This window comes from Thiospirillum jenense, from assembly GCF_014145225.1.
GTDB lineage: Bacteria > Pseudomonadota > Gammaproteobacteria > Chromatiales > Chromatiaceae > Thiospirillum > Thiospirillum jenense.
Genome location: NZ_JABVCQ010000012.1, coordinates 23270 through 48782 on the forward strand (window position 1 = coordinate 23270; position 25513 = coordinate 48782).

Sequence of the window (25513 nt, forward strand, 5' to 3'; positions counted from 1 at the left end):
ATTGTGACAACGTTTGAGACAGCGTTTGAATAACATTAGATGGGTGGTTAGGTCAAGTATTATTGCTAAACAACGCTGTTTGACAGTCAGCTGAGACTACTATAATAACTACTATAGTGACTCAACTGTGTCAAGACAACTAAAGCTATTCAACTATAAATTATGTTAGCAATCACTGAAATACGACAGTGAACTGAAGTTGCCAGCAATAAGACACTTGAATATTACTCAATATTGTCATGTCTAAAGTAATGAAAAATAATACAATATTGAGTTAAATGTTGTGTTCTTTTTAGTTATATGCCAAGCATTAAACATTGTTCAACTGTGTATAATTAAAAATATACTTGTTAGGTGGAATTCGTCAAATGTTTTTTAACAAATTCAGCGACTTCAATTGCCGGCATTGGGTGACTAATGAAATAACCCTGTGCTGCATCAGCACCAAGCTCGCGTAAAAAGTCTAATTGCGCTTGTGTTTCCACACCTTCGGCGATGGTTTCTATACCGAGTGCTTTTGCCATCGCAACAATCGTGCGCACAATTGCCCGATCATTACCATCCTGCTCTATATCACGAACAAATCGTCGATCTATTTTTAATGCATTGACGGGTAATTCTTTCAGACGTGCTAATGAAGATTCGCCCGTTCCGAAATCATCAATTGCAAGTTTAAACCCAGCAGCAACCAAATCATGCCAAAACTGCGATGTTTGCGTGGTTGGACTCATTGCTGTTTCGACAATTTCTAAATCCAAATCATCGGCAGTAATTCCAGCAGACTTGACCGCTTGCAATAGCATATTTTTTAATACACCCGCATCAAGTACTAACGCATCTAAATTACACGCAATACGCCCCACTGGTAAGCCAGCCGCCCGCCATTCAGCACTCGCCCGCGCTGCCTCATGCACAACCCATTCTGTTAATGCCGGCATTAACCCGGCATCTCGTGCTTCATCAAGAAAATGACCGGGCGCTAATAGACCCTGTTCGGGATGCTGCCAACGTAATAAGGCTTCAAAACCAATCACACGATTAGTTGAGAGTGCTATTTTTGGTTGATAAAACAAACGCAATTGATTTTCACTCAAGGCACGTCGCAAACTAGATTCCACTGTAAAACGCCGGGCGACATCCGTTGCCATATCTGGATTGAAATAACAATAACTATCACGCCCTTGTTTCTTTGCAAAATACATTGCTGCATCCGCATTTTTTAATAATGAAATCCCATCAGTTCCATCCTGGGGAAATAAACAAATCCCAATACTAACCGTAATATGCAGGTCATTACTCGCAATACAGATTGGTTCACGCACAAGAATTAAAATCTGTTGCGCAACTTGCGATGGTGGACCACTCAGATAAAAATCATTAATTAAAATACTGAACTCATCACCACCAATCCGTGCGCAATAACTATAGCTGTTCACCAGTGTCCGTAAGCGCTGTGCGATCTCTTTTAACAGCGCATCACCAACCAAGTGTCCGAGCGTGTCATTAATACGCTTAAACCGATCAATGTCGAGATAAAGAAGTGCGAGTTCTTGATGATTTTGTCCAGCTATAATAATAGTTTCTTTTAATTTCTCGATAAAAGCACTGCGATTTGCTAAGGTAGTAAGTTGATCGTGTTGTGCAAGATCACGCAATAAATCATCTTTTTGATGCAAATCGCTCAAATCACGGCAGATTGCCACATAGCCTAATATGTGTTTTTTTTCATTAAAAACGGCTGTAATTTTTAACCAAGCGGGAAATAACTTTCCATTTTTATGCCGATTGATAATTTCACCTTGCCAATGACCATGATGATTGAGTGTATCCCACAAATTGGCATAAAAGGTGTCATTTTGTTGTCCTGATGAGAGTAAGCGCGGATTTTTTCCTAACACCTCTAATTCTGTGTAGCCAGTAATATCTGTAAATGCCGTATTAACAGCTTGAATGTTGACACTGGCATCTGTAACTAATAGCGCCTCACCAAAATTTTGAAATGCAATGTCAGCTTGCTTCAAATGCAATTGATTTTGGTAAGCCTGCGTGACATCACGAAATAAGACGATTGTCCCAGCGATTTGATGACTACTTTTTAATGGAGATGCTGTTAGACTGACGTGAATTTTATGACCATCACGATGATAAAAACATTCTTCTTCGGTGTGCAATATTTGACCAGAATATGCAGCGATTTGTAATATGCAAGGCAATACTTCATCAGTTTTTACCGTTGCAGGATGGAGATGAAATAGGCGATGTGCATTTTGACCAATCAATTGATGACGTGCATAGCCAAGAATATCGGTTGCGGCTTGATTGACATGAACAATTAGACCGTTATTGGTGACAACGTATAATCCTTCGGCCATGTGTTCGGTAATAGCATGTAAATATTGTTTGGATTCTAGCCAACCTTTGAATACAAATGCTGTTGCAATAATCAGAAGACTAGCAATACAACCCAGTAACACAAAATAGATTGTATCTTGGCGATAATTTGGAGCATCAATATAAGAAACTGAATAAGCAATAACATGATTTTCAGTGTTAGCTATTGGTGATAGATTGATAGCAAAACAAGTGTTCAATTGAACACAAACGTAGTCACTAAAATATGTTTTTTTAGCAATCGCATCGTGTAGTTTTGTGAGTTTACCAAGATAATTGTCAAGCTGACTAACCCAGTCATTTAGCGCTGTATCGCCAGTTTGGTCAAAATGATGTTTATTAAATACGGGAACGTCAGCTGCGATTTGAGCGACAAATTCTGGGTGTAATACAGTGGGGCGAAAGATTTTTTCTACGTCTGGTATGGGCGTCATATCTAATTGATCGCGTCGCACAATGAGTTGGTGTGCATTACGCGAAGCATTCCTAAAACTGGCAAATACCCGTCGCCGTGTGTTAGAAGTATCAACACCAAAATCTATGATTGCGATTAATTTTTCTTTATCTAACAACGGATAAACATAACGAGAAGATGGCAAAGACATGCCGGTTTCAAAACCATGTTGAAAACTGCGGGTTGCAATTGCCCGGCGTACTGTTAAACGTTTTGCAGAGACGTTTTCAGTAATAATATCTGGACGTTCAAAGCGTAGAAAAGAATCACCACTAGGTAAAATAATTTGCAGTGATTGCACATGATGATCACGCAAAATTCGGTAGGTTAAAATCAATTCACGGTAAAGCAAACCGCGTAGTTGTGGTAATTGATCCGGTGGGGTGGTTTGAATATGAGTGAGTAAATTACGAATTGTTAAACGATCAATGTTCTGGCGTAAAACAACGCTAGTCAAATGACGATAGCTTTCTACCACTGCACTATGGCTGCCAGTTAGTTCCGAACGTAAAACGGTTAATTGTTGTGCAGACTGAAGAGCAAACCACTGCCACAATCCCAATAATAAAATTGTTTCGGAAATACCGATAAATACAAGCGTGATTAAGGTTGATCGGTTCAAGGTTATTTCGTGTTAATGACATCAGCAGGCAATGGCCACGGGATAAGTTTTAACGCATTGTCAATCTGCGTATAATCACCACATTGCTCGGGTGGCAAAAGCCCATAACGTAAAGGCAATCCCCACTGCATCAATTCCGGCTTTTGTATTGGAGTTAGTGAGAGTAAGGCTTGCTGCAATGCGATCTGTAATGATTTATTAACTGTAGCGGTATTAACCACTAATGAAAACCCGGGGTAAGGCGGGCTAATAGCTAGAATTTTTAGATTTAAATGTGCGTATCGTTGGGCGATACTCATTTTAATACTGGCGACCGCATAATCACCTGCAACAACACCAAGTGCCGCAATGGAATGGCTGCCCGCATAACTAAACCAATTGCCATCGCCGTTAATATCACGTCCCGCCGCTGTTAAAATTTGTGCTGCATTTAAATAGCCGCAGGTTGAATGAGGCTGAGTCAGCGCGATATGCATATTCACTATATCATGCACCGTTGCTGGTGGTTCACCATTAAAACCAACTAACGCACAACGCAAGGTTGCCATACCATCAGCATCAGCAACACATGCTAATGGTTGCGCTGCAGTATAGGTGCGTTTGAGCAATGTATAAGGTAATGGACCAAGATATGCTAAATCAATATTACCGTGTTGGAACTCATCTAAAATTGCTGCATAATCCGTTAAAAATACCCATTCAATACGCACTGATAACGCTTGTGATAAGTAATTCACAAAGTCTTTAAACTGTTCAATCGCAATACTTTGATTTTCTTGTATTAAAGGTGCAAAACGAATCACTGGCGGTGCGGCATAATTGACGGGTGTAAATATTATTAAAGTAATATAAAACCATATTAGTATCAGCCTACATTGTCTCTCGCAGCGCTTCACACATAACACAAGTGCAGGAAAAAAATGGTAATTTACCATAATCTAATCAATCCAGCGATCGAACTAAATTATTATAGTGACAATTTGCATCCAACGGCGTCAATACGAACAAAGGTGACACAGGTTGAAAATATGGCGGTTTCTGCTCCAGAAATTAGATCATCATCATAAACATCAACACGATAACTCACTGAGGTCGTTCCACGATGACTAATGTTAATTACAAAGCGTAATACACTGCCTTGTTTAGTGCTACGATGAAAAGCGACTTGATCCATACCAACGGTGACAAAATGATAGCCAGGATAATCACGACTGGCAGCAATCCAAGAGATTTCATCTACCCATTTCAATAAAAAACCGCCAAATAACTTCCCGTAATGATTTAAGTGTTCTGGTCGAACAAGCCGATAACTTTCCATTGATTATAACCTTGCTGTATGGCACAATTTATATGCTATTATGGTTGGTAGTGTTGTATCCGAGGTGTCGTCATTTAATTATTTTTGTCAGTCAATTATTTAATAGCTGCTTGTTTGTGACTGGTCAGATCAGATTTTCATATCCCATCAATACATTATCTATAGGTTAATAACTATGCAAAAATCTCCCGTTTCCAAACCGATTGTCGTTAAATCAGCTGATTTACCAATATGCTGTCCACCATTGCATGATGCAATATGGAACGCACACCCTCGTGTGTATTTGCCTATTGAAGATAATCCAGAACATCGGGCAATATGTCCATATTGCGGCGCTATTTATCAAATGCAATAATCAGTTGACTTTGATAGACTAAAGTATGGAGAAATTCAGCGGTTTAATTAAATTAAAAGGCAGAATTTCTCCCTATGTTTTCAATCATATTGTTCAAATAAAACCGATCAAAAATTATTGAAATCTTTTTTGTCAGTTTTATAATGGTTACATTAAGTCTGATGTTATCAATCGAATATCGTCAATACGTCATTTTTTTGACATAGTCATGTGATCGGTTTCACAGTACAACCCCTATTAATGCCGTAAACCCGCCACTTTTTTAAAAGCGATTGCTAACCTCTTAATTTTAAGCTAAAAAATATTGGCGTTAACATTGCTTAAGTTTCTGGAAAATGCTTTTCAATTCGGGAAACTTACTATGCACACCATGACTTATGCCGATACACCGCATCTTACTTTGGTCACCGCCAGTAATGAAATGCCACTGCTATCACTGCCGCCAGTCGAGCCAATTCAATTCCTACAAGCAATTATCAGTACGCTGGATCCGCACCACGCATTTACTATGTTGAATCATTTTTTAATGAATGTGATTCATCACACCGGCTGGGAATATTATTGGACACACGTCAATTCTATACCCACAGCGGCTACCCTGCGGCTCTCTGGTGGCAAAACAGATCGGCACAGTCTGGAATACACCTTAGTCTTTAATGACCGTGAGATGGGCGTATTAAAACTTATGCGCGGGCGACGCTTCACTGAGGCAGAACAGACACACATTGAAGCATTAATTGGTTTAGCCGCACCGGCATTACACAATGCATTGCAGTTTCACGAATTAAATGCACAATTAGAAAGGGATGTATTAACTGAACTTGGCAATCGGCGCGCATTAATGACACAAGGGCAGGCGTGGTTGGCAGATTGCGAACGCCAACAACGCCCTGCTAGTATGTTGGCATTAGATTTAGATAAGTTTAAATTAATTAACGATCAATACGGACACCCCACCGGGGATCGAGTTTTAATTGCAGTGGCACAGGTATTGCGACAAGTAACACGCGCTGCCGATTTATGTGTGCGAATGGGGGGCGATGAATTTGTCATTCTCTTGCCTGGTGCAGATATTATTCAAGCGATGGAATGCGCGGAACGGTTGCGTCATGCACTTACGGCATTAGTTTTAACAACACCTGAAGGGCAAACCTTAAATATCAGTGCCAGCATTGGTTTGGCGACTTATCGTCCAGGCTATACATTGCAACAATTATATGAAAAGGCAGATGCAGCGTTATACGCCGCAAAACACGCAGGTTATAATCAAGTTTTAGTGGGCAGTCGGAGTGCTGCGGCCCACCATCATCATACCCTTGTGCAATGATGTTAGTTCAACTTTTTATTATCAATAGCCGTACATTTTTAACGCGCTAATAACGCATCAAGCCACGCGCTCAGATGGTCATCTGTTTCAAGCAAAGCCTCGTTAATAACCCAGTGATGGAATGGTTCAGCGGCTGTTATTAACGTGTGATGTTGTTGTGTATATTGATGAAGTGTTTCAGTCCACGCTGCCGTTTCATTCGGAATTGTGGACACAGGGAAACTCGTCGTGAGTGGAGTCTCTGCCGCTAATACTGCATAACCCATTGCACCCCATTGCCATAATTGTTCCATTAACCGTGCGGTTGGCGGTAAATGCGGAGCAACGCAACCGTCCAAATCCAAATCCCGCAACGCCGTTGGAGTTTTAATTTGATGCGGATAGATTTCAGCTTGAATTGCTTGTGCTTCGGGCGGATTCCAGCCAATAAATACCCAATCAATCTCGCGTGCCAACTGCGGTAAAGCAGCAAATAACGGCTGCAATACGGCTAATTCTTTTTCACGTCCCACCCACCCAAAACGTGGGGCAAACCATCCCACTCGCAATTTACGCCATTTCTTGATTTGTTTGCGTGGTTCTATTGCACCCCAGTGTGCTTGCGGCAAATACGGCGGCAATACAACAATATCAGAATGAAAATTAGCTAATAACTTCGCCGCCTGTGTATTTGGCACTATTAACCGCTGACATAATTGCGCAATCGCAGTTACTTGTGCAAATAATTTAGGATTTTCCGTCTCACTTAACGCCTCATTATGCAGCAAAGTTAATAGCGTATCCTCAACTGTAAAGACGCGGAATAATTCGGGCAACACCGCAGCATAATCCGCCAATACCGCCTGTGATGTATTAATAAAAGCGCGATGCACTAATAATGTTGTTGGACGAGCGCGTACTAATTCCGTAGCACTTGGCAACACACGCTGTTTGCCAAATTCGGCTGAACAAATAAAATGACACAATTGTTCTGCACTTGTTAATGCCATTAAAGGCGCAATCACGCGCTGTTCAATTGCAGCTCGCTCGGGTAATAAAGCGACGACTCGCGGCAATGGTTCAAGAATAGGATGCCAAGGGACATCCATCACGCCATCAATCACCCAATCTGTATCGCGCACACTGAGATAACGATGATGCGCCGGATCATTTTGATAAATATTTAACCAGCGTTGATTAAACTGTTGTGTCAATTTTTCATTAACCGCTGTTGATGCAGCATCTTGCGTACTATCATTTATTTGTTGAATTAATGTGACGTGTGGCGTCCAAATGATACGATAGCCTTGTTGGCGCAGTTGTAAACATAAATCAACGTCATAATAATGCTGCGAAAATGTTTGTTGATTAAAACCGCCCATCGCTGCAAATACATCATGGCGTACACATAACCCTGGCACTGCCACTGCTGAATACTCTTGTGTGACTTGCAAACGCCCAAGATACCCAGGTTGATTTAATAATTGTGCGCCACCAAGCGCCTGCGCTCCATTACCCATGCCAATAATCACGCCAGCATGAATAATGTGTTGTTGTGGATCAATCACTCGACAACCAACCGCGCCGACATCATTCTGTATTGCTAAAGCCAGTAGTTGCTCTACCCAATGATCTTGTGCAATAACCGCCGTAGCCGTTAAAAAAATAAAAAACTCGCCTTGTGCCGCTTCCGCCGCATAATTAAATTGGATTGCTAAATCACTTCCATAGGGGGCGGCAATTACTTGAATACGGGGATCGCGGTGTGGTAATTGTGCAAATGATTCGCGGGTTGTGGCATCACCTAATTGCGTATCTGCAATAATGATTTCGTAATGCGGATACAGGGTATTTTGCAAGATGCTATCAAGACACACAGATAAAGGTGCGGCATTAGATTCAATCGCAACAAGAATTGAAACACGCGGCTGATAAGACAGTTGGTAATCAACAAAAAACCGATCCGGTAATAAACCAGGACATACTGATGCGTTGATGCCACAGCGGGTCAAATGAGATTGCAGAATAGGTTGCGCGGTTTTTATCCAATCTTCTGGTGCGTTATTGAGGTCTTCTGGTACTGTCAATAACAATTCATCAATATGCCCTAAACCCTTATTACCATACAGTTCAATCGCCCGCAATGCAGCATAAAATGCCCATGCTCGGGGTGATGTTAATAATTCCGTTTCTAATGCTTGCCACAATTCTCGGTGAACTAAAACAGCTTGCCCGATATACGCACTGCTGCGCAGTAATTCAAGATTGACAGCGGGTTTGCAATCAGGATTGAGCGTTTGCCCGTCCGAAGATAAATGATCTTCATCACAATAGACACAACGCCACGTCGAATGTTGCTGCGCTGTTAATAATAGATAGCAAATAAATCCAGGGTCTAAGCGTATGCCCGCCGTGCCAATCATTAACCAGCTATATGGTGATTGCGTAAAAGCGGTTTTGATTGCATGGTTGAATTGAGTTGGATCAGTGACCGTGACCCAGTCCAACATTGATTCAGTTTCAAATAAAGCGTTTGGACAGGATAGGGGAGAAATAATTGTTAAATGCCAATACGCGGGGATTTGGGCGGCAAGTGAATCAATCGTATCGGCGAGTAGTTGATAGTCATCATCATTATAAACAAATAAAAAGAAATGCACCCCTCGATCAGGGCTATCAATAATTTCAGGTTGACTAATCAGCAATCGTTGTATTGTCGCAGGCGTTAATCGGTGACGTTCTCGCCAGGTAGCATAGGTTTCTTCCGCTGGTGCAGTGTTGTCTAATAATTTTTCTGATTCGGATTGTTGATTATTTGCTGGACGAGCGCGAATTAAAATCTGAAAGGCTTGTAATTCAAAAATGTCTTGTTCCGTTAGATCGTTGAGCGTAAGTTTGCCAATGGTGAGGTTGTCACCGGGTGTTACAGTTGATAAATCAATAACCTTTTTTTCTTCCGTATGAGTCTGTGGGTTTTCAACAATAAAATCTAATTTGGAAATAACGACGGAGCCAATCTCATCAACAATATAACCCGTTTCCGAAAAGAATTTATGAATTTCATTTAGCGTGAAAAAACGAATATGGGTGACATCGAGTAAACCAGCTTCACGATAAGTCCAATTACCGTGCGCAAGATCAGAGAGTAAACTGAAATGACGGCTATTGGGTAAACTGACAAGAACTTGAGCATCAGCAGTGAGATATGGTTTTAAGTTTTCAAGCACCGCCCAGGGATTATAAAGGTGTTCAAGAACATCGCCAAAAAACACAGTATCAATAGAATTAAGCGGTATTGCATGTTCAGTAAAGTCGAGTTTTTCAATACTCTCTACAATGACTTGATCGAGTTTTATTTGCGCAATTTTTGCGGCAGTTTGATTTAATTCTACTCCGATGACAATAGTATCAGGATATTGCCGCTTAATTTCAGCACCTGTTGCGTCTGCTGCGCAACCCATATCTAAAACATATTGCGGCGGATGTTTTAATAAAGCAATTAATTCATGACATACCCCGCTGTAATAATCGATACTAACATCATCCAAAGTTGCTGTTCGTGCAGAGAGCGCTTGCCAAACGTAATGCGGTGGTTGCAGCGGCAATGAACTTCTTGAAGGTTTTTTTATTTTTTTGGCTAACTTTGCCATGAGTGCTGCAACCCGTTCAGTGGCGCGGCCGTCAACGCCAAGGTTGTGATAACTCGCGGAATCACGCATTTGTTGTACATGTTGTTCTCGATAATGTTTATCTATGATAAGCCGCTCAATTTCACACGCGAGATGTTGTGGTTCGACTTCAATAACACCTGAGTTAACATCAAAACAAGGACCTAAAATTAAACCCAGTTCATACATTAAATTAATAGCGGGCGTTTCCGCGATCAGTGCTTCTATCAGCAGACCAGAATCAACTGCAACAACCACATCGGCAATAGTGACAATTTCAGCTGTATCAGCTAAAACGTAAAAGAAATCTTCTACTCCGCAGTTTTTAGCAAGATTGCTAATAGTTTCTAGGGTGGTTGCTTTAAACGCATTTTGCGGACGATCTTTAATGACAAAATTAGCCTGAATACCCTTATCAAACAACTGTTTGCAAGCGGAAAAAAAGTGTTTAATTGTTTTTTCAAAAACAAGAGGATCACTAAAAGAAGTGAAGTAACCATGCCATGTTGTGCCGAAAACTATTATAGGTCTATCAGGATTAAACTTATACTTTTCAATAATATAAATTCGCGTTGTCAACTTTTGTTTTTTTAGCTGTGAATAAACATCGGCATGAGGTGCGCCGGTGACAAAAATTCTGGAAAGATCGAAACCGAAATCTGCATAGGCTTCAAGTGAACGATGATTGGCAACAGCCAAAAAATCGGCGTATAGACTACTGTGTATTGTAAAAGGGTTCTGGGTAGTAAAAGCGTGTTCAACATGTAAGCTCGGTATGCCCATTGACTTAGCCCAACTTATGACCGCACGAGCTAACGCCATGAAATCTTCATTTACTATAACTAGCTCAATATCGTAAAAATTTGATGCCTCACACAGTCCCTCGAAAAGAGTTATACCAGCTATCAAACTATTAATTGCTACTTCATTAAAGACAAGATGAGAAGTATTTTGATTGACACAAACCTGGTTAAAGTAAGAAGCAAATTCGTTACTTAAACCATAAACTAACTGACGATTCTTGTCTTCAAAGACGAGATTGAGACTATTTATTTGCTCTTCTATCAAAAAATCTTCAATTCGTAGTAATTGATTTCCCGTACTCTTTACTAAGGTATGCAAAGATTCACGATACAAAACACTAGGAACTAAAACAGAAATCGATTTTTTGTCTAAAAAACAACGCAAAACTGGATCGTTCTTTTCCCAAAGTAAAGAGACAATGGCTCTATTCATTTTGCAAAAATATCTCGGGGTTAGAGAACAGTTCTTGTAGCATTTGGTACTCAGTTAAAGCACCAAATTCAACATTTTTGAAAAAAAACACTTCCGAAAATTCAAATTGTTTGTACCATGTTTTAGTGATAAAAAGCACTTCTTCATCCCTAACATGACGTTTTGACCAATTCGCAAAAGTTATCAGTAAGTCATCAGGTAACCACGACGGGAATTTGTCACATACCAAATTGCGATCCCCGTGCCAACAACGGCTATAAAGTACATAAAACAACACCTGATTACGCAGCGTATCGAGGAAAGAAACTAGATTCTGAGACCAGATGAAAAAATCAACATCAACTTCTATATTTTCAAGAAAGATTATAAATTCAAATAAATGTAAGTCCTTTTCTTTCCAGTTAATCATTCGTTGCCAAGAGTAATAGTAATCATTAGTTTCAGAGCATAAACAAGCGATTACAGGAGGTCTTCCGCAATAAATATGTCTGAAAAAATCAGCAATTTTTCTAGAATTTTTCACGGCAATCTCAGTGTTGTACCCTTATTAACTAATTGCCAATGTACTACCCAATTTTTCTAGCAACTAACAGCATGTTAGATGAGAGAAGATTTTGAGACAAAAAAATCTGAAAAGCTTCACCTACTTCCTCCCATTGTTCTATTAAAATCTGTTTTAAGAAAGGATAACCGCTTACATCGAACTTACCTGAGAGAATTTGCTTCCGCACCAATTCCGCATCAAGTTCTCCCGGAGTTCGTTTTTCAATCAAATCAAAACCACATATTTTTAACAACATAGTCAGAGAACTGACGTTAAATAAATTAATGTGTTCATTATCGACAGCGCTAGATTCCTGTCCCAGTGTGGTTATGTCAAAACCTTTAGCATTAGGACACGTTATGATCAGTATCCCGCCTTCGGCTAGTAAACTGTGACACTTGCTTAAAAAGTCTTTAGGACAAAAAAGATGCTCAATTACTTCAAAAGTAACTATTACATCAATAACCTCGTTACCAAATTCAATTTTTTCTATAGGTTTTTCAACTATATTGATACCACGATTGCGGCAGGTTTCTGCCAAGTCTGGAGTGGGTTCTACCCCTATAATTTTATTAAAAATACCAATTTTTTGCATTTCTTCGCAGAAAATTCCAAACCCTGCTCCAACCTCTAAAAGAGTGTTCGTTTGAACGTTTAATCTTTTACAAATTTCAACAACCTTTTCGACTCTTGGTTTAAATATTTTCTCACGCCTAATTGCTTCTGAAGCAGGGAATATATACTTGTTCCAGTAGGCATAGTTTTCTGAGCAAGCGTAATATTCATCTAAATGTTCTGGTTGAGGACGTGGGTTAGCATACAACGTACCACAACACTCACAAGCCACAAATTGAACTTCGTATTTTTCATAGACTTTGTGACTCTTATTAAACCCGCAGGCAGGGCAGTTGACAGTAATAAACTCATGTTTGTGTCGTAGCAAGCGTCGGATATCTGCTGCTAAACGATCAGCTTGATCTCTCATTAACTCATCTGGTCGAATCTCTGATTCTTTTAACATAGTAAAAGCCATGTAGTTATAAAATAATAGAGAAAACTAAATGAACGCAACATCCGCAGTGCATTTATTGATAGGAAATCAGCCAAGTCAATTTTTTCAAGTGCTTTGATTCAAGATGTCCTACTAAAAATGCACCACACTTATTCTAACTTTACTACAGCGTTCGATTTACAAGCGTATTGAACAAGAACCAAATACACTACACATAAACATCAATTTCCACCGTTGTTCTTCAGCAAAATTTAAAGTCGATGGGTAATTCTTATTTTGCAATAAACAAGGAGGTAGAACATGCAGATTAATAAACTCTTGCTTTATTTCTTTAAACTTAAACCCATTTAATTTATATCGATAAGACAAAGGATTTTCCCTAATATTATAATAGGCACCTTTAGACAAAGCAGAGTCCGAAATCAACTTTGAGAATTCAGAGCGATGGTACCTGTCCGGGATGAAGTTATTTTCGAAGAAATCAATTGTGTGCTGATTTAGACTGAACAAGTCAAATAAACTATTAGAGTGGGTGACAACTAGATAGCCTCCTGATCGAACAATTCTAGAAGCCTCTTGATAAAAAGTAAGTTCTTCTTCATTAGTCAAATATGCTAAGACATTAAAACTTAGCAATCCATCTAGTGATGCAGAAGGGATTTTTTTAAGATAATTAACATCAGAAACTTGAATTAGACAGGAATCAACTCCTAAATTGGTTAATCGCTGCTGTCCAATTTCTACCATTTCGGGAGAAATATCAATTCCTTCAATGTGACATCCCATTTCTAAAAACCAGGGGAAAAAGACAGCATCTCCGCAGCCAAAATCAAAAATTTGCGATTGCGGTTTAAAAAGTTCTGCGGGAATCAGCGACCGAATAACATCTATTCTATGTTATAGTCATTTTTTAAAGCATCCGAATATTGCTTAGCCTCATCTGTCCAATATTGTTTGGAGTCAATATCTTGACCTAATTTTTCCATAGTTGCTCGCCTCTCTTATTTCAAGAACTTAACTAATCAGCCTGATCACTTATCAGACCATAAGCTGATGGTTTTCCCCAGATGTTGTCCTTAACCCATTGTCCATCCTCAACTCGCCACACTCTGGGGTTGCGGAATTGATCGCAGATTTCATCAAACTCGCTTTCACTCATGCCAACATATTCTAACCATCGCTCCAAATCACGGCGGGGTTTAACAGAATCGTATTTGCGAACCATCTCAATACCCTGTTCGCGAGTCATCAGACCAGCCCGAATATCTTTACACGCATGGTCGGATGCGCGGCCATAGCCAAATTTAATGAATTTCAAGTAATCATGGATACCGTTTTCATGCATATCATCCAAATTGGAAATCATCCGGTAAGTACGCTCAAATGGTTGTTGGGCAGGTTTCCAACCATATTGTTCTATTACCAATTTGGAGTGTTCATTAGCTTCCCAATTGATAAAATTACCTAGATAAATGCCGCGCACTCCAATCGCGTCAATTTCATCATCTGAAGGATACTGTGCCCATAGCAAGTCTTTAGTTGTCAACCCTTCTTGAAGATCAGGTCGTCCCAATTTGTTTAAACCTTCATCGGTAAAATCATACCAATCATATCCACGCAGCGCGTGTTCCAAGCGAAACTTCGCGGTAAATTCTACTAAGTCGTTATAGGAATACATTCCTCCTAAATCCATAAAACCATGCTCGCCCCATAAAATTAATGGCACTTTGTAGCGAACTGCAACTTGAATAGGTACTGTAAAAATTCCACAGTGTCCATGCCAATTCATATCACCCTGAAGCTTGAAACCAATCCGGTTCATTTTGATTAGTATGTCTACACTGGGGCGAACAATGATGTGGTCGCAATCAAAGACCTCGCGCATTCGATAGAGGTTATATTCACCTTCAGGGAGATAGTTATTTCCGTGATAAGTTACTAGAAGAGGTTTGAGCCCTAATTCTTTAACGGCAATATGAGTTTGAAAATAACTATCTTTCCCACCACTAACAGGGATGACAATGTCGTAATTATTCTGAGAACAGTACTCGTCTGTTAATGTTTTTAACCACTGCCACCGCTGTTGCCAATCAATTTGTTTTTTCTGATTATGAATACGGCATCCGGAACACACGCCATTATCATCAAAGGTTAAAGGAGCCGCACTAATCGACGGATAAACACATTTCGTACAGTATCGGACTGACATAAATTTTCCTTGTTACCAAACAGCCTATAAACGAACCCCAATACCGGCTTTTGCCAAAACCCGCTTTGATCCTCTATCTGATAATTCTTTAAAATGCCAAATGTTAGCAGCAGCAACGGCAGAAGCGCCTGCCTCTATACCTTCAATATAATGTTCATATTTGCCAACACCACCACAAGCAATAATAGGAATCTTAGTATTAAAACTAACTGCATTAATAAGTTCTAAGTCATAACCAGTTCCTGTCCCATCACGATTGATGCTATTCAGTAAAATTTCTCCCGCTCCTCGCTCTTCGGCTTCTTTAGCCCACCGTTCTGGCTTTAAGTCTGTCGGTTGACTTCCGCCGTTGATAAATACCAGCATTTTTCCATCAGTTTGTCTAAACACGTCAATACTTACTACAACTGCTTGGCTACCTAAAACATTTGCGGCCTGAGTAATTAACTGTGGATGTTCCACGGCCACTGTGTTAATTACTATTTTATCAGCTCCTCTGCTAATAATTTCTTGCATTTGACTTATCGTACGAATTTTACCTCCCCAAGTTAAGGGCATAAAGCAAGTTTTGCTAACTTCATCTAATATCGCAAGGTGATCGCTTAAACCTTTAATTTTGTGATCGTCTCTACGCAAGTCATATTCGTAGCTTTTGCTGATATCTAAATATATTAATTCATCAACATTCCACTCGTTAAAACGTTTAGCTTCATGAATAGGGTTGCCAATAATTTGATGGATTTCAAACGCTTCGCTGCGAACTAGTAAACCATTTTTCAAAAGCAAAACCGGAATAAGTCTTTTTTTGAGCATTTGTTTTTTTACAAAGTCGATTTAATAAAATTATCTAAAACTTTTAATCCTACTTTTTGACTTTTTTCTGGGTGAAACTGAGTTGCATATATGTTGTTTTTTTCTAAACTGGCAACAAATTCTATACCATGACAAGTTAATCCACTTATCAGGTGGCCTTTATTTTCCACATCAAAAACATAGCTATGTACAAAATAAAATACTTGAGAATCTCCTAAATCTTGATAAAGCCCATCTCTTTTTAAAATTCGAACATCGTTCCACCCCACATGGGGAACTCTAATTTGAGGTTCGTTACTTTCTATTTTTTTGACTGTACCGGGAATCCAATTCAAGCCTTTATGCAACCCATATTCAGTTCCAACTGTTGCTAATAGCTGCATACCTAAACAAATACCCATAAATGGTTTTCCTTTTTTTATGACTTCTTCCTCTAAAATATCTAACCAACCGCATGAGCAAAGATTTTTCATACCATCTCCAAAAGCACCAACACCAGGCAAAACCACATGGCTGGCGAAACACAAATCATTTGGATTTCGAGCAATAAATGCTGCATAACCTATATTGGCAAAAGCATTGGCAACCGACTTCAAATTGCCCATTCCATAATCAATAATTGCTATTTTAGTGTGCTTTGTCATAAAAAACTATTCAGTGCTAAAAATCTTATAGGAATTGATAGCTACTACAGTACGAGTAAAAAAATTACCACAGTAAATCCCATGATAAGGGCGTACCTTTAGAAATAAACTGCCGCGCAGTTTTACCATAAACAATGTCTAAATATTTGGGTGCTAAACCCTTGCCAGGTCGAATAGCGCGAACATTTCCTTCCGTGAATTGTTCGCCCTTTTCCATGTCTTGTACAACATACAAAGAACGACGAAACATGTGAGAGTTCAACTCCGTATCCATTACACCATAATTTATTTCACCCAATGCCTCCCATGCGTTTTTTACTTCTTTGCATAACTGTGCAAATTCAGTTGGTTCTAATGAAAAAGCGGCATCTACACCACCATCAGCACGACTCAATGTGAAATGTTTTTCAATGACTGTCGCACCTAATGCAACTGCTGCGACGGCAGCGCCTATGCCCAACGTGTGATCTGATAATCCGACTTCACAAGAAAACAATTCACGCATGTGTGGAATTGTACGAATATGGCTATCTCTCTGATTTGCGGGATAAGCGCTGGTACATTTTAATAAAACAAGCTCTTTACAACCAGCTTGACGAACTGCTCTTACTGACTCATCTAATTCAGCCAGCGTTGCCATTCCTGTGGAGATTAGTAATGGTTTACCTGTGGCAGCTACCTTGCGCAATAATGGTAAGTCCGTATTTTCAAATGAAGCTATTTTGTATGCAGGCACCTGCAAAGACTCCAAAAAATCCACAGCAGACTTATCAAATGGAGTACTAAAAGCAAACATACCGCGATCATAAGCACGTTTAAAAATAGGCTCATGCCATTCCCATGGTGTATATGCCTGTTGATATAGAGCATATAATGATTGCCCGCCCCAGAGCGGATGTTCAATATGAAATTCACCATGATCTAAATTAAGTGTCATGGTGTCTGCTGTGTAGGTTTGTAGTTTTATTGCATGTGCACCTGCGTCTGCCGCAGCATCAACAATCGCCAATGCACGCTCTAATGACTGGTTATGGTTGCCAGACATTTCGGCAATAACAAGTGGCGTACTATTTTGACTAATAACAAATTTTCGATTTTTATTCACTTTATTCACGCTTTTTGGAAAACCCACAACTTACCTTGTGCGCATTCACTAATTAAAGGCAAATAGAATGCCAACTGATTGATTGTATCTTCATATTGCGGATCACGATTTTCTTGCTTTGCTAACCATGCGTTAACGACACGACTGATAAAGTAGTAAGTAGCACTATAAGGAACTACTTTAGTTAAATAACAATCACCCAAATTAAGTGATTCCATATTGTTATCGTTTAAATAAATATTATGCCACGGAGGTATAATTTCAGTAAGTCCTACACGAACTCTAAGCTTATTGATCTCTTCTAGTCCTTGTTGACTATTCTCACATAATAGCAAGTATCCTTTGGGTTTTAAAAAGTGCGCCATATTGTTGATAGCAACTGTTTGCATTTCCCAATTTGGTAAATTGATAAGCATACGTTCACTATAAACAATATTGAATTTTTCATCCAACATTGGCGGATCGAGAATATCTGCTACGGCAAATTGAACACGGGATTCCATATTAGCGTTTTTAGCATAAAGCCGGGCATGTTCAATCATTTTTTCTGAAAAATCAAATCCTTTTATGTGTACAAATTTTCTTTTCAACAATTCTATCGCTGTAACACCATTCCCACAACCAAATTCAAGTAATTCCATTTCATCTTTTATCCAAGAAGACAAAACCTCTATTTCTAAGGCTTTGATTAAAACATCATCTGTACCTGCCCGATTTTGCAAAACCGCCCGACTATCCCAAAAATCTTTCACCAAGTTATACTTTTCCGTATCCATTGTCACAACACTTTATTCATTGCCTGAAATAAATACTGGCATCCATATCCATTAGTTAGTTGCATAGCAGCTTTAGATATGTCAGCTCTTTTGGTTGAATTATTTAACATATCATCTAATTCTGACACCCACTGTTTTACTTCAACTTCATGCAAACAACCTAAATAAATCAGAACACCTTTTTTAAGGCAAGGTATACCATTGACATCCTGATTATCTTCCACAGTGACGACTAAACTTGGTAACCCTAAACAACAACGCTCCCAAGTGGCAGACCCTCCCGCCCCTAGTGCCAAGTCGGCTTGTGCCATCAATTCGGCCATATTGTCCACTTCACAATACAAATGCGTTTGATGAGGCGAAGCATTACACGCAGACTGAATCGCATCACGGTGCGGATTTGCCTCTCCAATAACAACATCCACAATAAGATTTTCAATTGGTTTAATCTGTGCAAGCGCCTCTAATGCTTTAAGAGTAACTCCTTTGGCATCAGTTCCACCAAAAAACACTAAAATACGGCGCACTGTATCGAATTGTTTGATTAGTTTTTGCCGCTGCTCGACAAATTGAGAGCGTAATAAAGCGTAGCGTGGGCCTATAAGTCTTATACAACGAGTCGGTACTAAATCTTTATATGCCTCATTATCCCGAAGGTTTTGATCTAGCAAAATATCGCAATCATGTGGACGATTAGCTAAATCATCAATCACCAGAATATGTTGCACATAAGGACGTAATTGTTTTTCCCAAAACCTATCCAACTCATAATGATCAACAACTAACCAATCTGCTTGTTGAAAAGCTAAACGACTTTGTTCAGCATCATGCAAAAAATTATTTAATCCTGTTGGTAAAAACGTCACTTCATGTCCTTGTACAAGGATTTTTTCATATAAATTATTTAACAGTTCACGACAGACAAACTGAGTGATTACCCCCCGTTTTTTTAATTCTTCTGCTAACACCAAACAGCGCATCACATGTCCTGTCCCTAAACTAATAGACGCATCTACTCGAAAAACAACTTTCATTCTAAATTACCAGCCATAATATCCTCATATAACCGTATGAGAATTAAAGCACAGCAGCCCTTTGCAATTCACTTACAACGTAAAATTGCTCACTCTCAGTTAAATCTGGAAACAAAGGTAGTGATAATGCGTTCCCATAGTAAGATTCCGCCTGTGGAAAATCACCAAGTTTGAATCCAAGACGCTGATAATCAGGCTGCAAGTGAACAGGAATGTAATGTACATTTACGCCAATTTTGGCTTGACGCAATGCCGAGTACACCTGTTGACGTTTCGCAGCATTCTTTAATTCAATAATATACAAATGCCATGCTGAATTTTCACTTGGCAAAGGTTTTTTGATTGGTAAATGCGCCAATAACGCATCATAACGCATAGCCAAATTACGGCGCTTTGCAATAAATTCATTTAACCGAGTTAACTGTGACAAACCAAGTGCTGCTTGTATTTCAGTTATCCGATAATTAAATCCAAGTTGCTGTTGTTCGTAATACCAGCCCCCTGCTGAATCGTATTCAAATTCACTGTTATTACGAGTAATGCCATGATTTCTTAACAAACGTAACGTTTTTGACAACTCCAAATCATTAGTTAAAATCAATCCACCTTCGCCAGTAGTTATGCTTTTTAGTGGATGTAAACTAAATATACAACAATCAGAATGTTGACAGCATCCAATTGGTAAGCCCTGATATTGCCCACCCAACGCATGAGCGGCATCTTCTATTAACTTAATTCCATAAGGCTGAATTAAGTTCTTAATTTCCTGCATTGCACAGGATCGCCCGGCAAAATGTACTGGAATGATCGCTACCGGTAAAGTGTTTTGTTTTTTAGCTGAATTCAATTTTTTCTGTAATTCTAGGAGACTCATGTTTTGAGTTTCTTCGTCGATATCCACAAAATCAACGGCGGCACCACAATAACGCGCACAATTTGCTGAAGCAACAAAACTAATAGGTGATGTCCAAACAATATCGCCTGTTGTTATTTTTAAAGCTAAACAAGCAAGATGCAACGCCGCTGTGCCATTCGCCACCGCCACCGCATCAGCAACTTTGCAATAATCAGCTATAGCGCGTTCAAATGCCGGAACAAGTGCTCCTTGTGTTATGAAATCAGAATTCAACGCCGCCACCACCGCAGCAATATCATCTGCATTAATGCTTTGCCGACTGTACGGGATCATAATAACTTTTTGCGTATAAAAACTAGAATTTCTTAACCCGATTTTTAACAAAATTAATGCACTAGTGCCTTTTGCATTATATGACTGTTGACATTTGACCACTCAGGATTTTGATCTAAAATGCGAACTATATCTTCCATTGCAAATTGCGAATGAACAGGATAAATTTTTTCCAATACTCGCTTCACTAATTCAAAGTCCTCAGCAGTGTCTACTGTCCAACGATATTGACTCAAATCGACAGCATTTTTTATTTGGCTAATCCGAAAACGTTCCGGTTGGCAATAAAAAAAAGGCGTCACATGCTCTCGTTCGTAGGCTTTAGTTGCTTCTTCATAAGCTAATTCCAAAAGCGCAAAAGAGAAAACTTCGGTATCCAGTCCACGCGGGTAAGTTCTCTCGATAGTATTGGAAACGTAATCAACCTTACCCTGAGAATCCAAATAAAAATTGATGACTTGTTCTGATATTTTTGGATCAATTAGCGGGCAATCAGATGTGACACGCACCACAATATCTGCATTAAATTGTTTTGCAGCTTCATAATACCGTTTTAATACATCCAGTTCATCACCACGAAATACAGCTACATTTTGCTGATGACAAAAATCTTCAATGACATCGTCCAATGAACTTGTTGTTGTTGCAACAACCACCGCATGAACATTACTAATATGTTTCAATCTTTCAATTTGATACATTAAAAGCGGTTTGTTCAAAATTGACATCATCACTTTACCAGGCAAGCGTGTTGATGCCATCCGTGCTTGGGTAATAACGACAATTTTTTGAAATGTCATAAAACATGACCGTTTAGGTTTTCTATTTCTTTCACGCTGAGAAAATAACTATTATTACTAGAGTTGTACTCAAATCCGTCATTAACTGCCTCACCACATTCACCGAGCGCATTACGATGACAATCTACAGGATTAGTCAATTGAATACTTGGCGTAATGACATAGTGATCTCCAAATTCTAATACACGATGCGCTTCATCGGCGGGACACATGATTTCATGTAATTTTTCCCCAGGACGAATTCCAACATATTTGATTTGTAAATCTTTACCTAATGATGCGACCAAATCAACAATACGCACTGAAGGGATTTTTGGCACAAAAATTTCACCGCCTTGCATTCGTTTGAATGATTGATTCACAAATGCGACGCCCTCATCTAAAGTGATCCAAAAGCGTGTCATGCGCGCATCTGTAACAGGTAATGTTTTTTGTCCATCACGAATCAATTGTTGAAAATACGGCAAAACCGAACCTCGAGAACCAACAACATTGCCATAGCGCACCACAGAAAAACGTGTTGGATACCCCCCTGCAATGTTATTCGCTGCAACAAATAATTTATCTGAAACTAATTTCGTGGCGCCATACAAGTTAATTGGATTAGCCGCTTTGTCGGTAGAAAGTGCAATGACTTTTTGTACGCGATTTGCTAATGCAGTGTGAATGACATTGTCCGCGCCTTGAATATTCGTTTTAATACATTCCATTGGATTATATTCCGCAGCAGGCACCTGTTTTAATGCCGCTGCATGAATAACATAATCAATACCCTGCATTGCTTGAACTAACCGTTCTTTATCACGAACATCTCCCAGAAAATAACGCATACACGGCAAGTTAAATACTTGCTGCATCTCAAATTGTTTTAATTCATCACGGGAAAAAATAACAATGCGACGTGGTCGGTAGTCTGTCAACAAAAGTTTGACAAAATGTTTCCCAAATGACCCCGTACCTCCAGTGATTAAAACAGACTTATTATTAAACATTTTCAATAACTCATAATTGCAAAGATTCGATCAGTAAGATATTTACTGTTTCGCATACCACCGATCGAACATCCCCTCAAATGCTTGTCCTAATTCCTCTGCTAACCCTTTCGCATCACACAATTGACTGTGGCGCATTTTCTCACGTTGAATAGGTCTTAATTGCTGACGAAGGGCAACATTTTCAGCAAGCGCAACCGATTTTTCAATATACTCTTCTTCAGTCTGAGCAATCCACTCTGGATGACCCAAACCAGTAAGAATTGATGCCGCCATGCGCCCACCCATCCAATTCCCTGCCAGTGTAATTAAAGGGGCGCCCATCCACAGCGCATCAAATGCAGTTGTGCCGCTATTAATTGTAATTGGATCAAGCACAACATCAATCATGTCATACTTGGACATGTGTTCAGCCCAGTCTGCTACTGTTGGGATAAATACAATGCGTTCAGCAGTAATCCCCTGTGCAGTAAAAATAGAAGTTATGCGTTCTTGATGCGTTTGTTGATTACCCAAAGCAGTTTTCAACAATAAACGTGCTTGCGGCAAGCGTTGTAATACTTTGACCCATAGTGCCAGCGTTGCTTCTGTGAGTTTGGCGAGTTGATTAAAGCTACCAAACCAAACAGCGCTATCAACCGCCGGTTGCCATTGAGGAACGGGTGCCGCTTCCAGCGGTTCATACGCAATCCAAGCGCGATTAAGTCGCCAAATTTGCTCGGTGAATTGCGCATCCAATGCTGGTGGCAGCAATACCGCATCACCAATAAAATAATCCATTTCAGTTAAACCCGTCGTTGCAAACCAACCAATGTAATGACATTGAATTGGCGCCGCACGGCGGGCGATAATAGGTAGCTGGTTATTCGCCGTGTGACCACTGGTTTCAATTAAAACGTCAATTTCATCTTCACGAATACGTTTTGCCATTGCTTCATTTGTAAGACCGGCAAGTGGTACCCAATAATCTGCTAATACTTTGAAATCCTTAGTGAATTCACTATCCCGCTGTGTTGAATACAAGAACAACGTAAAGCGGTGACGATCTAATTCTTTTAACCAATTACGCAGGAAATACGCGACCACATGTTTAGAGAATTCCGCTGATAAAATGCCAATACGCAACGGTCGATGCTGACGCCCCTGCCGATAAAAAACATGCTCTCGTGCCGCAATACGCACAGACGCACTCAGCACCTTATTTTCCCACTGTGGCGCTTCACTATAAATGTCTTCGGGCGAAATAAAGCCTGTGTAAGCGCCAAAGAATAATAATAGACTTTGGGCAATCGCACAATTGGGATCATATTGTAATGCTTGACGTAAGTAATTCGCTGCTTCTTCAACACGCCCGGACCGTCCAAGAAAACTCGCATAACTGGACAATAGAGTGGCGTTTTCAGGTTCTAATATTAAAGCACGTTGATAGGTCGCTTCCGCTTCGTCAAAACATTTAATATGATTCAACCAGTATGCAATGGAAAGCAGTATACCAATAGATAACTGCGGATTATTTAGCAGTTTTTTAATAGTTGTTTCAGCGCGATTATGTTGACCGGATGCAATTAAAGTTTCTAACAGGTTAGAATAAAACTGCGGAACATTTGCATGCCATTTTAAGGCCTGTTCAAAAACATCTGCCGCTTCTTCCAATCGTCCAATATCGCGGTACAAATAACCCAGGTTATTGTACAATTCAATTGCATTTGGAACGAGTTTTAAGGCAATACGAAAATGCTTTTCCGCGTCTGCATGATGCCCGAGTGTACCGTGCAAAACACCTAAATTGCTTTGGGCAATTGCATAATCAGGGTTTAATTCAATTGCACGTTGAAACGCGGACAACGCATCATCAAAATGCCCCGCCCGTTGCAATAAAATGCCCAAATCAGAATGTCCAGCCGCTTCATTCGGGCGATATTCAACGACCTTTTTTGCAGCGGCAATTGCTTGAGTACGATCCCCCGCTTTTTCATAACTATTAGCTAATACTGCCCAGCCATTTGGATCAAGCGGCCGCTGCTTGACAAACTCTTCGGCAGCAGTCACTGCTTCAGAAAATTTCTTTGCATCAATCAGTGCGGTGATTTTGTTGATTTCAGTTTTGAGCGGCGTTTGTTTATCTTTCTTTTTCTGTTTTTGTTTAACATGAGGCGGCAATACATGACTTTTTTTGACATCAGAATGCGATAATTCGGGTATGATTGGATCAGAATCTTCTTTATACAATGCAGGCGCTTCAATAACAGCGGATACAATCATAGAATCAGGATTATCTAATACAGGTATGCTGGAATCAGGCGATGAGCAAGATGGTTCGGGCAATAGAACTGGCGTATTCGTTATAAAAATTTGCCACCATTTTAATAATACCTGACACGCCGCCGTGGGCGCACTACGCATGACCCAATGATCGCAGTTTGCCATGTGCTCTAATTGAACTTGTGGCATCCCAGCCAAAAAATAACAATCAGATTGATCTAAATAACATGGACTCGTGCGCGTCATGCGTAACGGCCACAATGGCAAATCACCGGTGAGTAATAAAATTGGCGCTGGATAATTGGCAAGGTCAGCATAATACAGCGGCTCTGCTGTATTGTCTTCGACATTATCATGATAGCCAAGCCATGTATAAGCTAATTGACGCCAGCAATTCTCTTTTGAGTAATTTCCGACTAACCGCCGCAATGGCCACAGTTTAGCGGGTGCTAAAGGTGGGTCTAATAAGACTAATGGCGGTAGGGAAAAATCTCGATGAGCGGTGGTCAATTGGAGAGCAATTAAACTACTAAAGCCTTCTGCAATAATAAGCTGCGGTGCTATCGTGTTTTGTTGCTGCCAATGATTGATGATTGCTGCCGCCCAAGCTGCATGTTCATTGGGCTTTGACGGTAAAAAATGTTCAAAAATCTCTAATGAAAGCGTGACAATTTCAAACTGCTCCGCGAGCAGCGGCGCTAAAATAGACTGATCTAAAACGGCATTGCAAAACGGATCAGGAATTAACAATGCTTTTGGTAAAATATTCATGTCAATTAATTA

18 protein-coding genes are annotated in these 25513 nt (G+C 39.8%); 1 reads left to right on the plus strand and 17 read right to left on the minus strand.

Annotation, left to right across the window (positions count from 1 at the left end; translation table 11 throughout):
- Positions 1-350: 350 nt before the first annotated feature.
- The 3 genes from HUK38_RS07015 to HUK38_RS07025 all read right to left on the minus strand — a co-directional run bounded on the left by HUK38_RS07015 (position 351) and on the right by HUK38_RS07025 (position 4785).
- Positions 351-3467 carry a putative bifunctional diguanylate cyclase/phosphodiesterase gene (locus tag HUK38_RS07015; RefSeq protein ID WP_182583614.1) on the minus strand — a complete coding sequence of 1039 codons (3117 nt, stop codon included), beginning with the start codon at positions 3465-3467 and terminating at the stop codon, positions 351-353.
- A 2-nt stretch (positions 3468-3469) separates the two neighbouring features.
- Positions 3470-4270: a PhnD/SsuA/transferrin family substrate-binding protein gene (locus HUK38_RS07020; RefSeq protein ID WP_182583615.1), complete on the minus strand. Its 801-nt coding sequence runs from the start codon at positions 4268-4270 to the stop codon at positions 3470-3472.
- Positions 4271-4434: 164 nt separating this feature from the next.
- Positions 4435-4785: an acyl-CoA thioesterase gene (locus HUK38_RS07025; RefSeq protein ID WP_182583616.1), complete on the minus strand. Its 351-nt coding sequence runs from the start codon at positions 4783-4785 to the stop codon at positions 4435-4437.
- Positions 4786-5501: 716 nt separating this feature from the next.
- On the opposite strand from HUK38_RS07025, the gene HUK38_RS07035 reads away from it, so the two are divergent.
- Positions 5502-6467, plus strand: a complete 966-nt coding sequence (locus HUK38_RS07035) for a GGDEF domain-containing protein (RefSeq protein WP_182583618.1) — start codon at positions 5502-5504, stop codon at positions 6465-6467.
- A 38-nt stretch (positions 6468-6505) separates the two neighbouring features.
- On the opposite strand, the gene HUK38_RS07040 is transcribed toward HUK38_RS07035, so the two are convergent.
- From HUK38_RS07040 to HUK38_RS07100, 14 genes are all read right to left on the minus strand, one after another.
- Positions 6506-10897 (minus strand): glycosyltransferase, encoded by a 4392-nt coding sequence (locus HUK38_RS07040; RefSeq protein WP_182583619.1) that lies wholly within the window; start codon positions 10895-10897, stop codon positions 6506-6508.
- 445 nt (positions 10898-11342) lie between these two features.
- Complete coding sequence (locus HUK38_RS07045; RefSeq protein WP_182583620.1) at positions 11343-11873, minus strand: hypothetical protein; 531 nt, start codon at positions 11871-11873, stop codon at positions 11343-11345.
- Between the two features lie 43 nt (positions 11874-11916).
- Positions 11917-12915, minus strand: coding sequence for a class I SAM-dependent methyltransferase (locus tag HUK38_RS07050; protein ID WP_182583665.1), 999 nt, complete (start codon positions 12913-12915; stop codon positions 11917-11919).
- A 168-nt stretch (positions 12916-13083) separates the two neighbouring features.
- Positions 13084-13797 carry a methyltransferase domain-containing protein gene (locus tag HUK38_RS07055; protein WP_182583666.1) on the minus strand — a complete coding sequence of 238 codons (714 nt, stop codon included), beginning with the start codon at positions 13795-13797 and terminating at the stop codon, positions 13084-13086.
- Positions 13798-13924: 127 nt separating this feature from the next.
- The gene (locus tag HUK38_RS14900) at positions 13925-15115 is read right to left on the minus strand and encodes an N-acetyl sugar amidotransferase (protein ID WP_202985521.1); all 1191 of its coding nucleotides are present in this window, start codon (positions 15113-15115) and stop codon (positions 13925-13927) included.
- 24 nt (positions 15116-15139) lie between these two features.
- Positions 15140-15928 (minus strand): imidazole glycerol phosphate synthase subunit HisF, encoded by a 789-nt coding sequence (hisF, locus tag HUK38_RS14905; protein WP_202985522.1) that lies wholly within the window; start codon positions 15926-15928, stop codon positions 15140-15142.
- An 8-nt stretch (positions 15929-15936) separates the two neighbouring features.
- Complete coding sequence (hisH, locus tag HUK38_RS07065) at positions 15937-16572, minus strand: imidazole glycerol phosphate synthase subunit HisH (protein WP_182583621.1); 636 nt, start codon at positions 16570-16572, stop codon at positions 15937-15939.
- Positions 16573-16636: 64 nt separating this feature from the next.
- A complete protein-coding gene (gene pseI, locus HUK38_RS07070; protein WP_338065376.1) occupies positions 16637-17686 on the minus strand; it encodes a pseudaminic acid synthase in 1050 nt (349 codons plus the stop codon).
- Complete coding sequence (locus HUK38_RS07075) at positions 17683-18453, minus strand: class I SAM-dependent methyltransferase (RefSeq protein ID WP_182583622.1); 771 nt, start codon at positions 18451-18453, stop codon at positions 17683-17685. The genes pseI and HUK38_RS07075 overlap by 4 nt, the downstream gene beginning before the upstream one ends.
- A gap of 2 nt (positions 18454-18455) precedes the next feature.
- Positions 18456-19487 carry a UDP-2,4-diacetamido-2,4,6-trideoxy-beta-L-altropyranose hydrolase gene (gene pseG / locus HUK38_RS07080; RefSeq protein ID WP_182583623.1) on the minus strand — a complete coding sequence of 344 codons (1032 nt, stop codon included), beginning with the start codon at positions 19485-19487 and terminating at the stop codon, positions 18456-18458.
- 43 nt (positions 19488-19530) lie between these two features.
- Positions 19531-20727 carry a UDP-4-amino-4,6-dideoxy-N-acetyl-beta-L-altrosamine transaminase gene (pseC, locus tag HUK38_RS07085; RefSeq protein ID WP_338065377.1) on the minus strand — a complete coding sequence of 399 codons (1197 nt, stop codon included), beginning with the start codon at positions 20725-20727 and terminating at the stop codon, positions 19531-19533.
- A 2-nt stretch (positions 20728-20729) separates the two neighbouring features.
- Positions 20730-21476: a cytidylyltransferase domain-containing protein gene (locus HUK38_RS07090; protein WP_182583624.1), complete on the minus strand. Its 747-nt coding sequence runs from the start codon at positions 21474-21476 to the stop codon at positions 20730-20732.
- Positions 21473-22468, minus strand: coding sequence for a UDP-N-acetylglucosamine 4,6-dehydratase (inverting) (gene pseB / locus HUK38_RS07095; RefSeq protein WP_182583625.1), 996 nt, complete (start codon positions 22466-22468; stop codon positions 21473-21475). Before pseB ends, HUK38_RS07090 begins: the two co-directional genes overlap by 4 nt.
- Before the next feature lie 42 nt (positions 22469-22510).
- A complete protein-coding gene (locus tag HUK38_RS07100) occupies positions 22511-25501 on the minus strand; it encodes an O-linked N-acetylglucosamine transferase family protein (protein ID WP_182583626.1) in 2991 nt (996 codons plus the stop codon).
- Positions 25502-25513 lie beyond the last annotated feature (12 nt).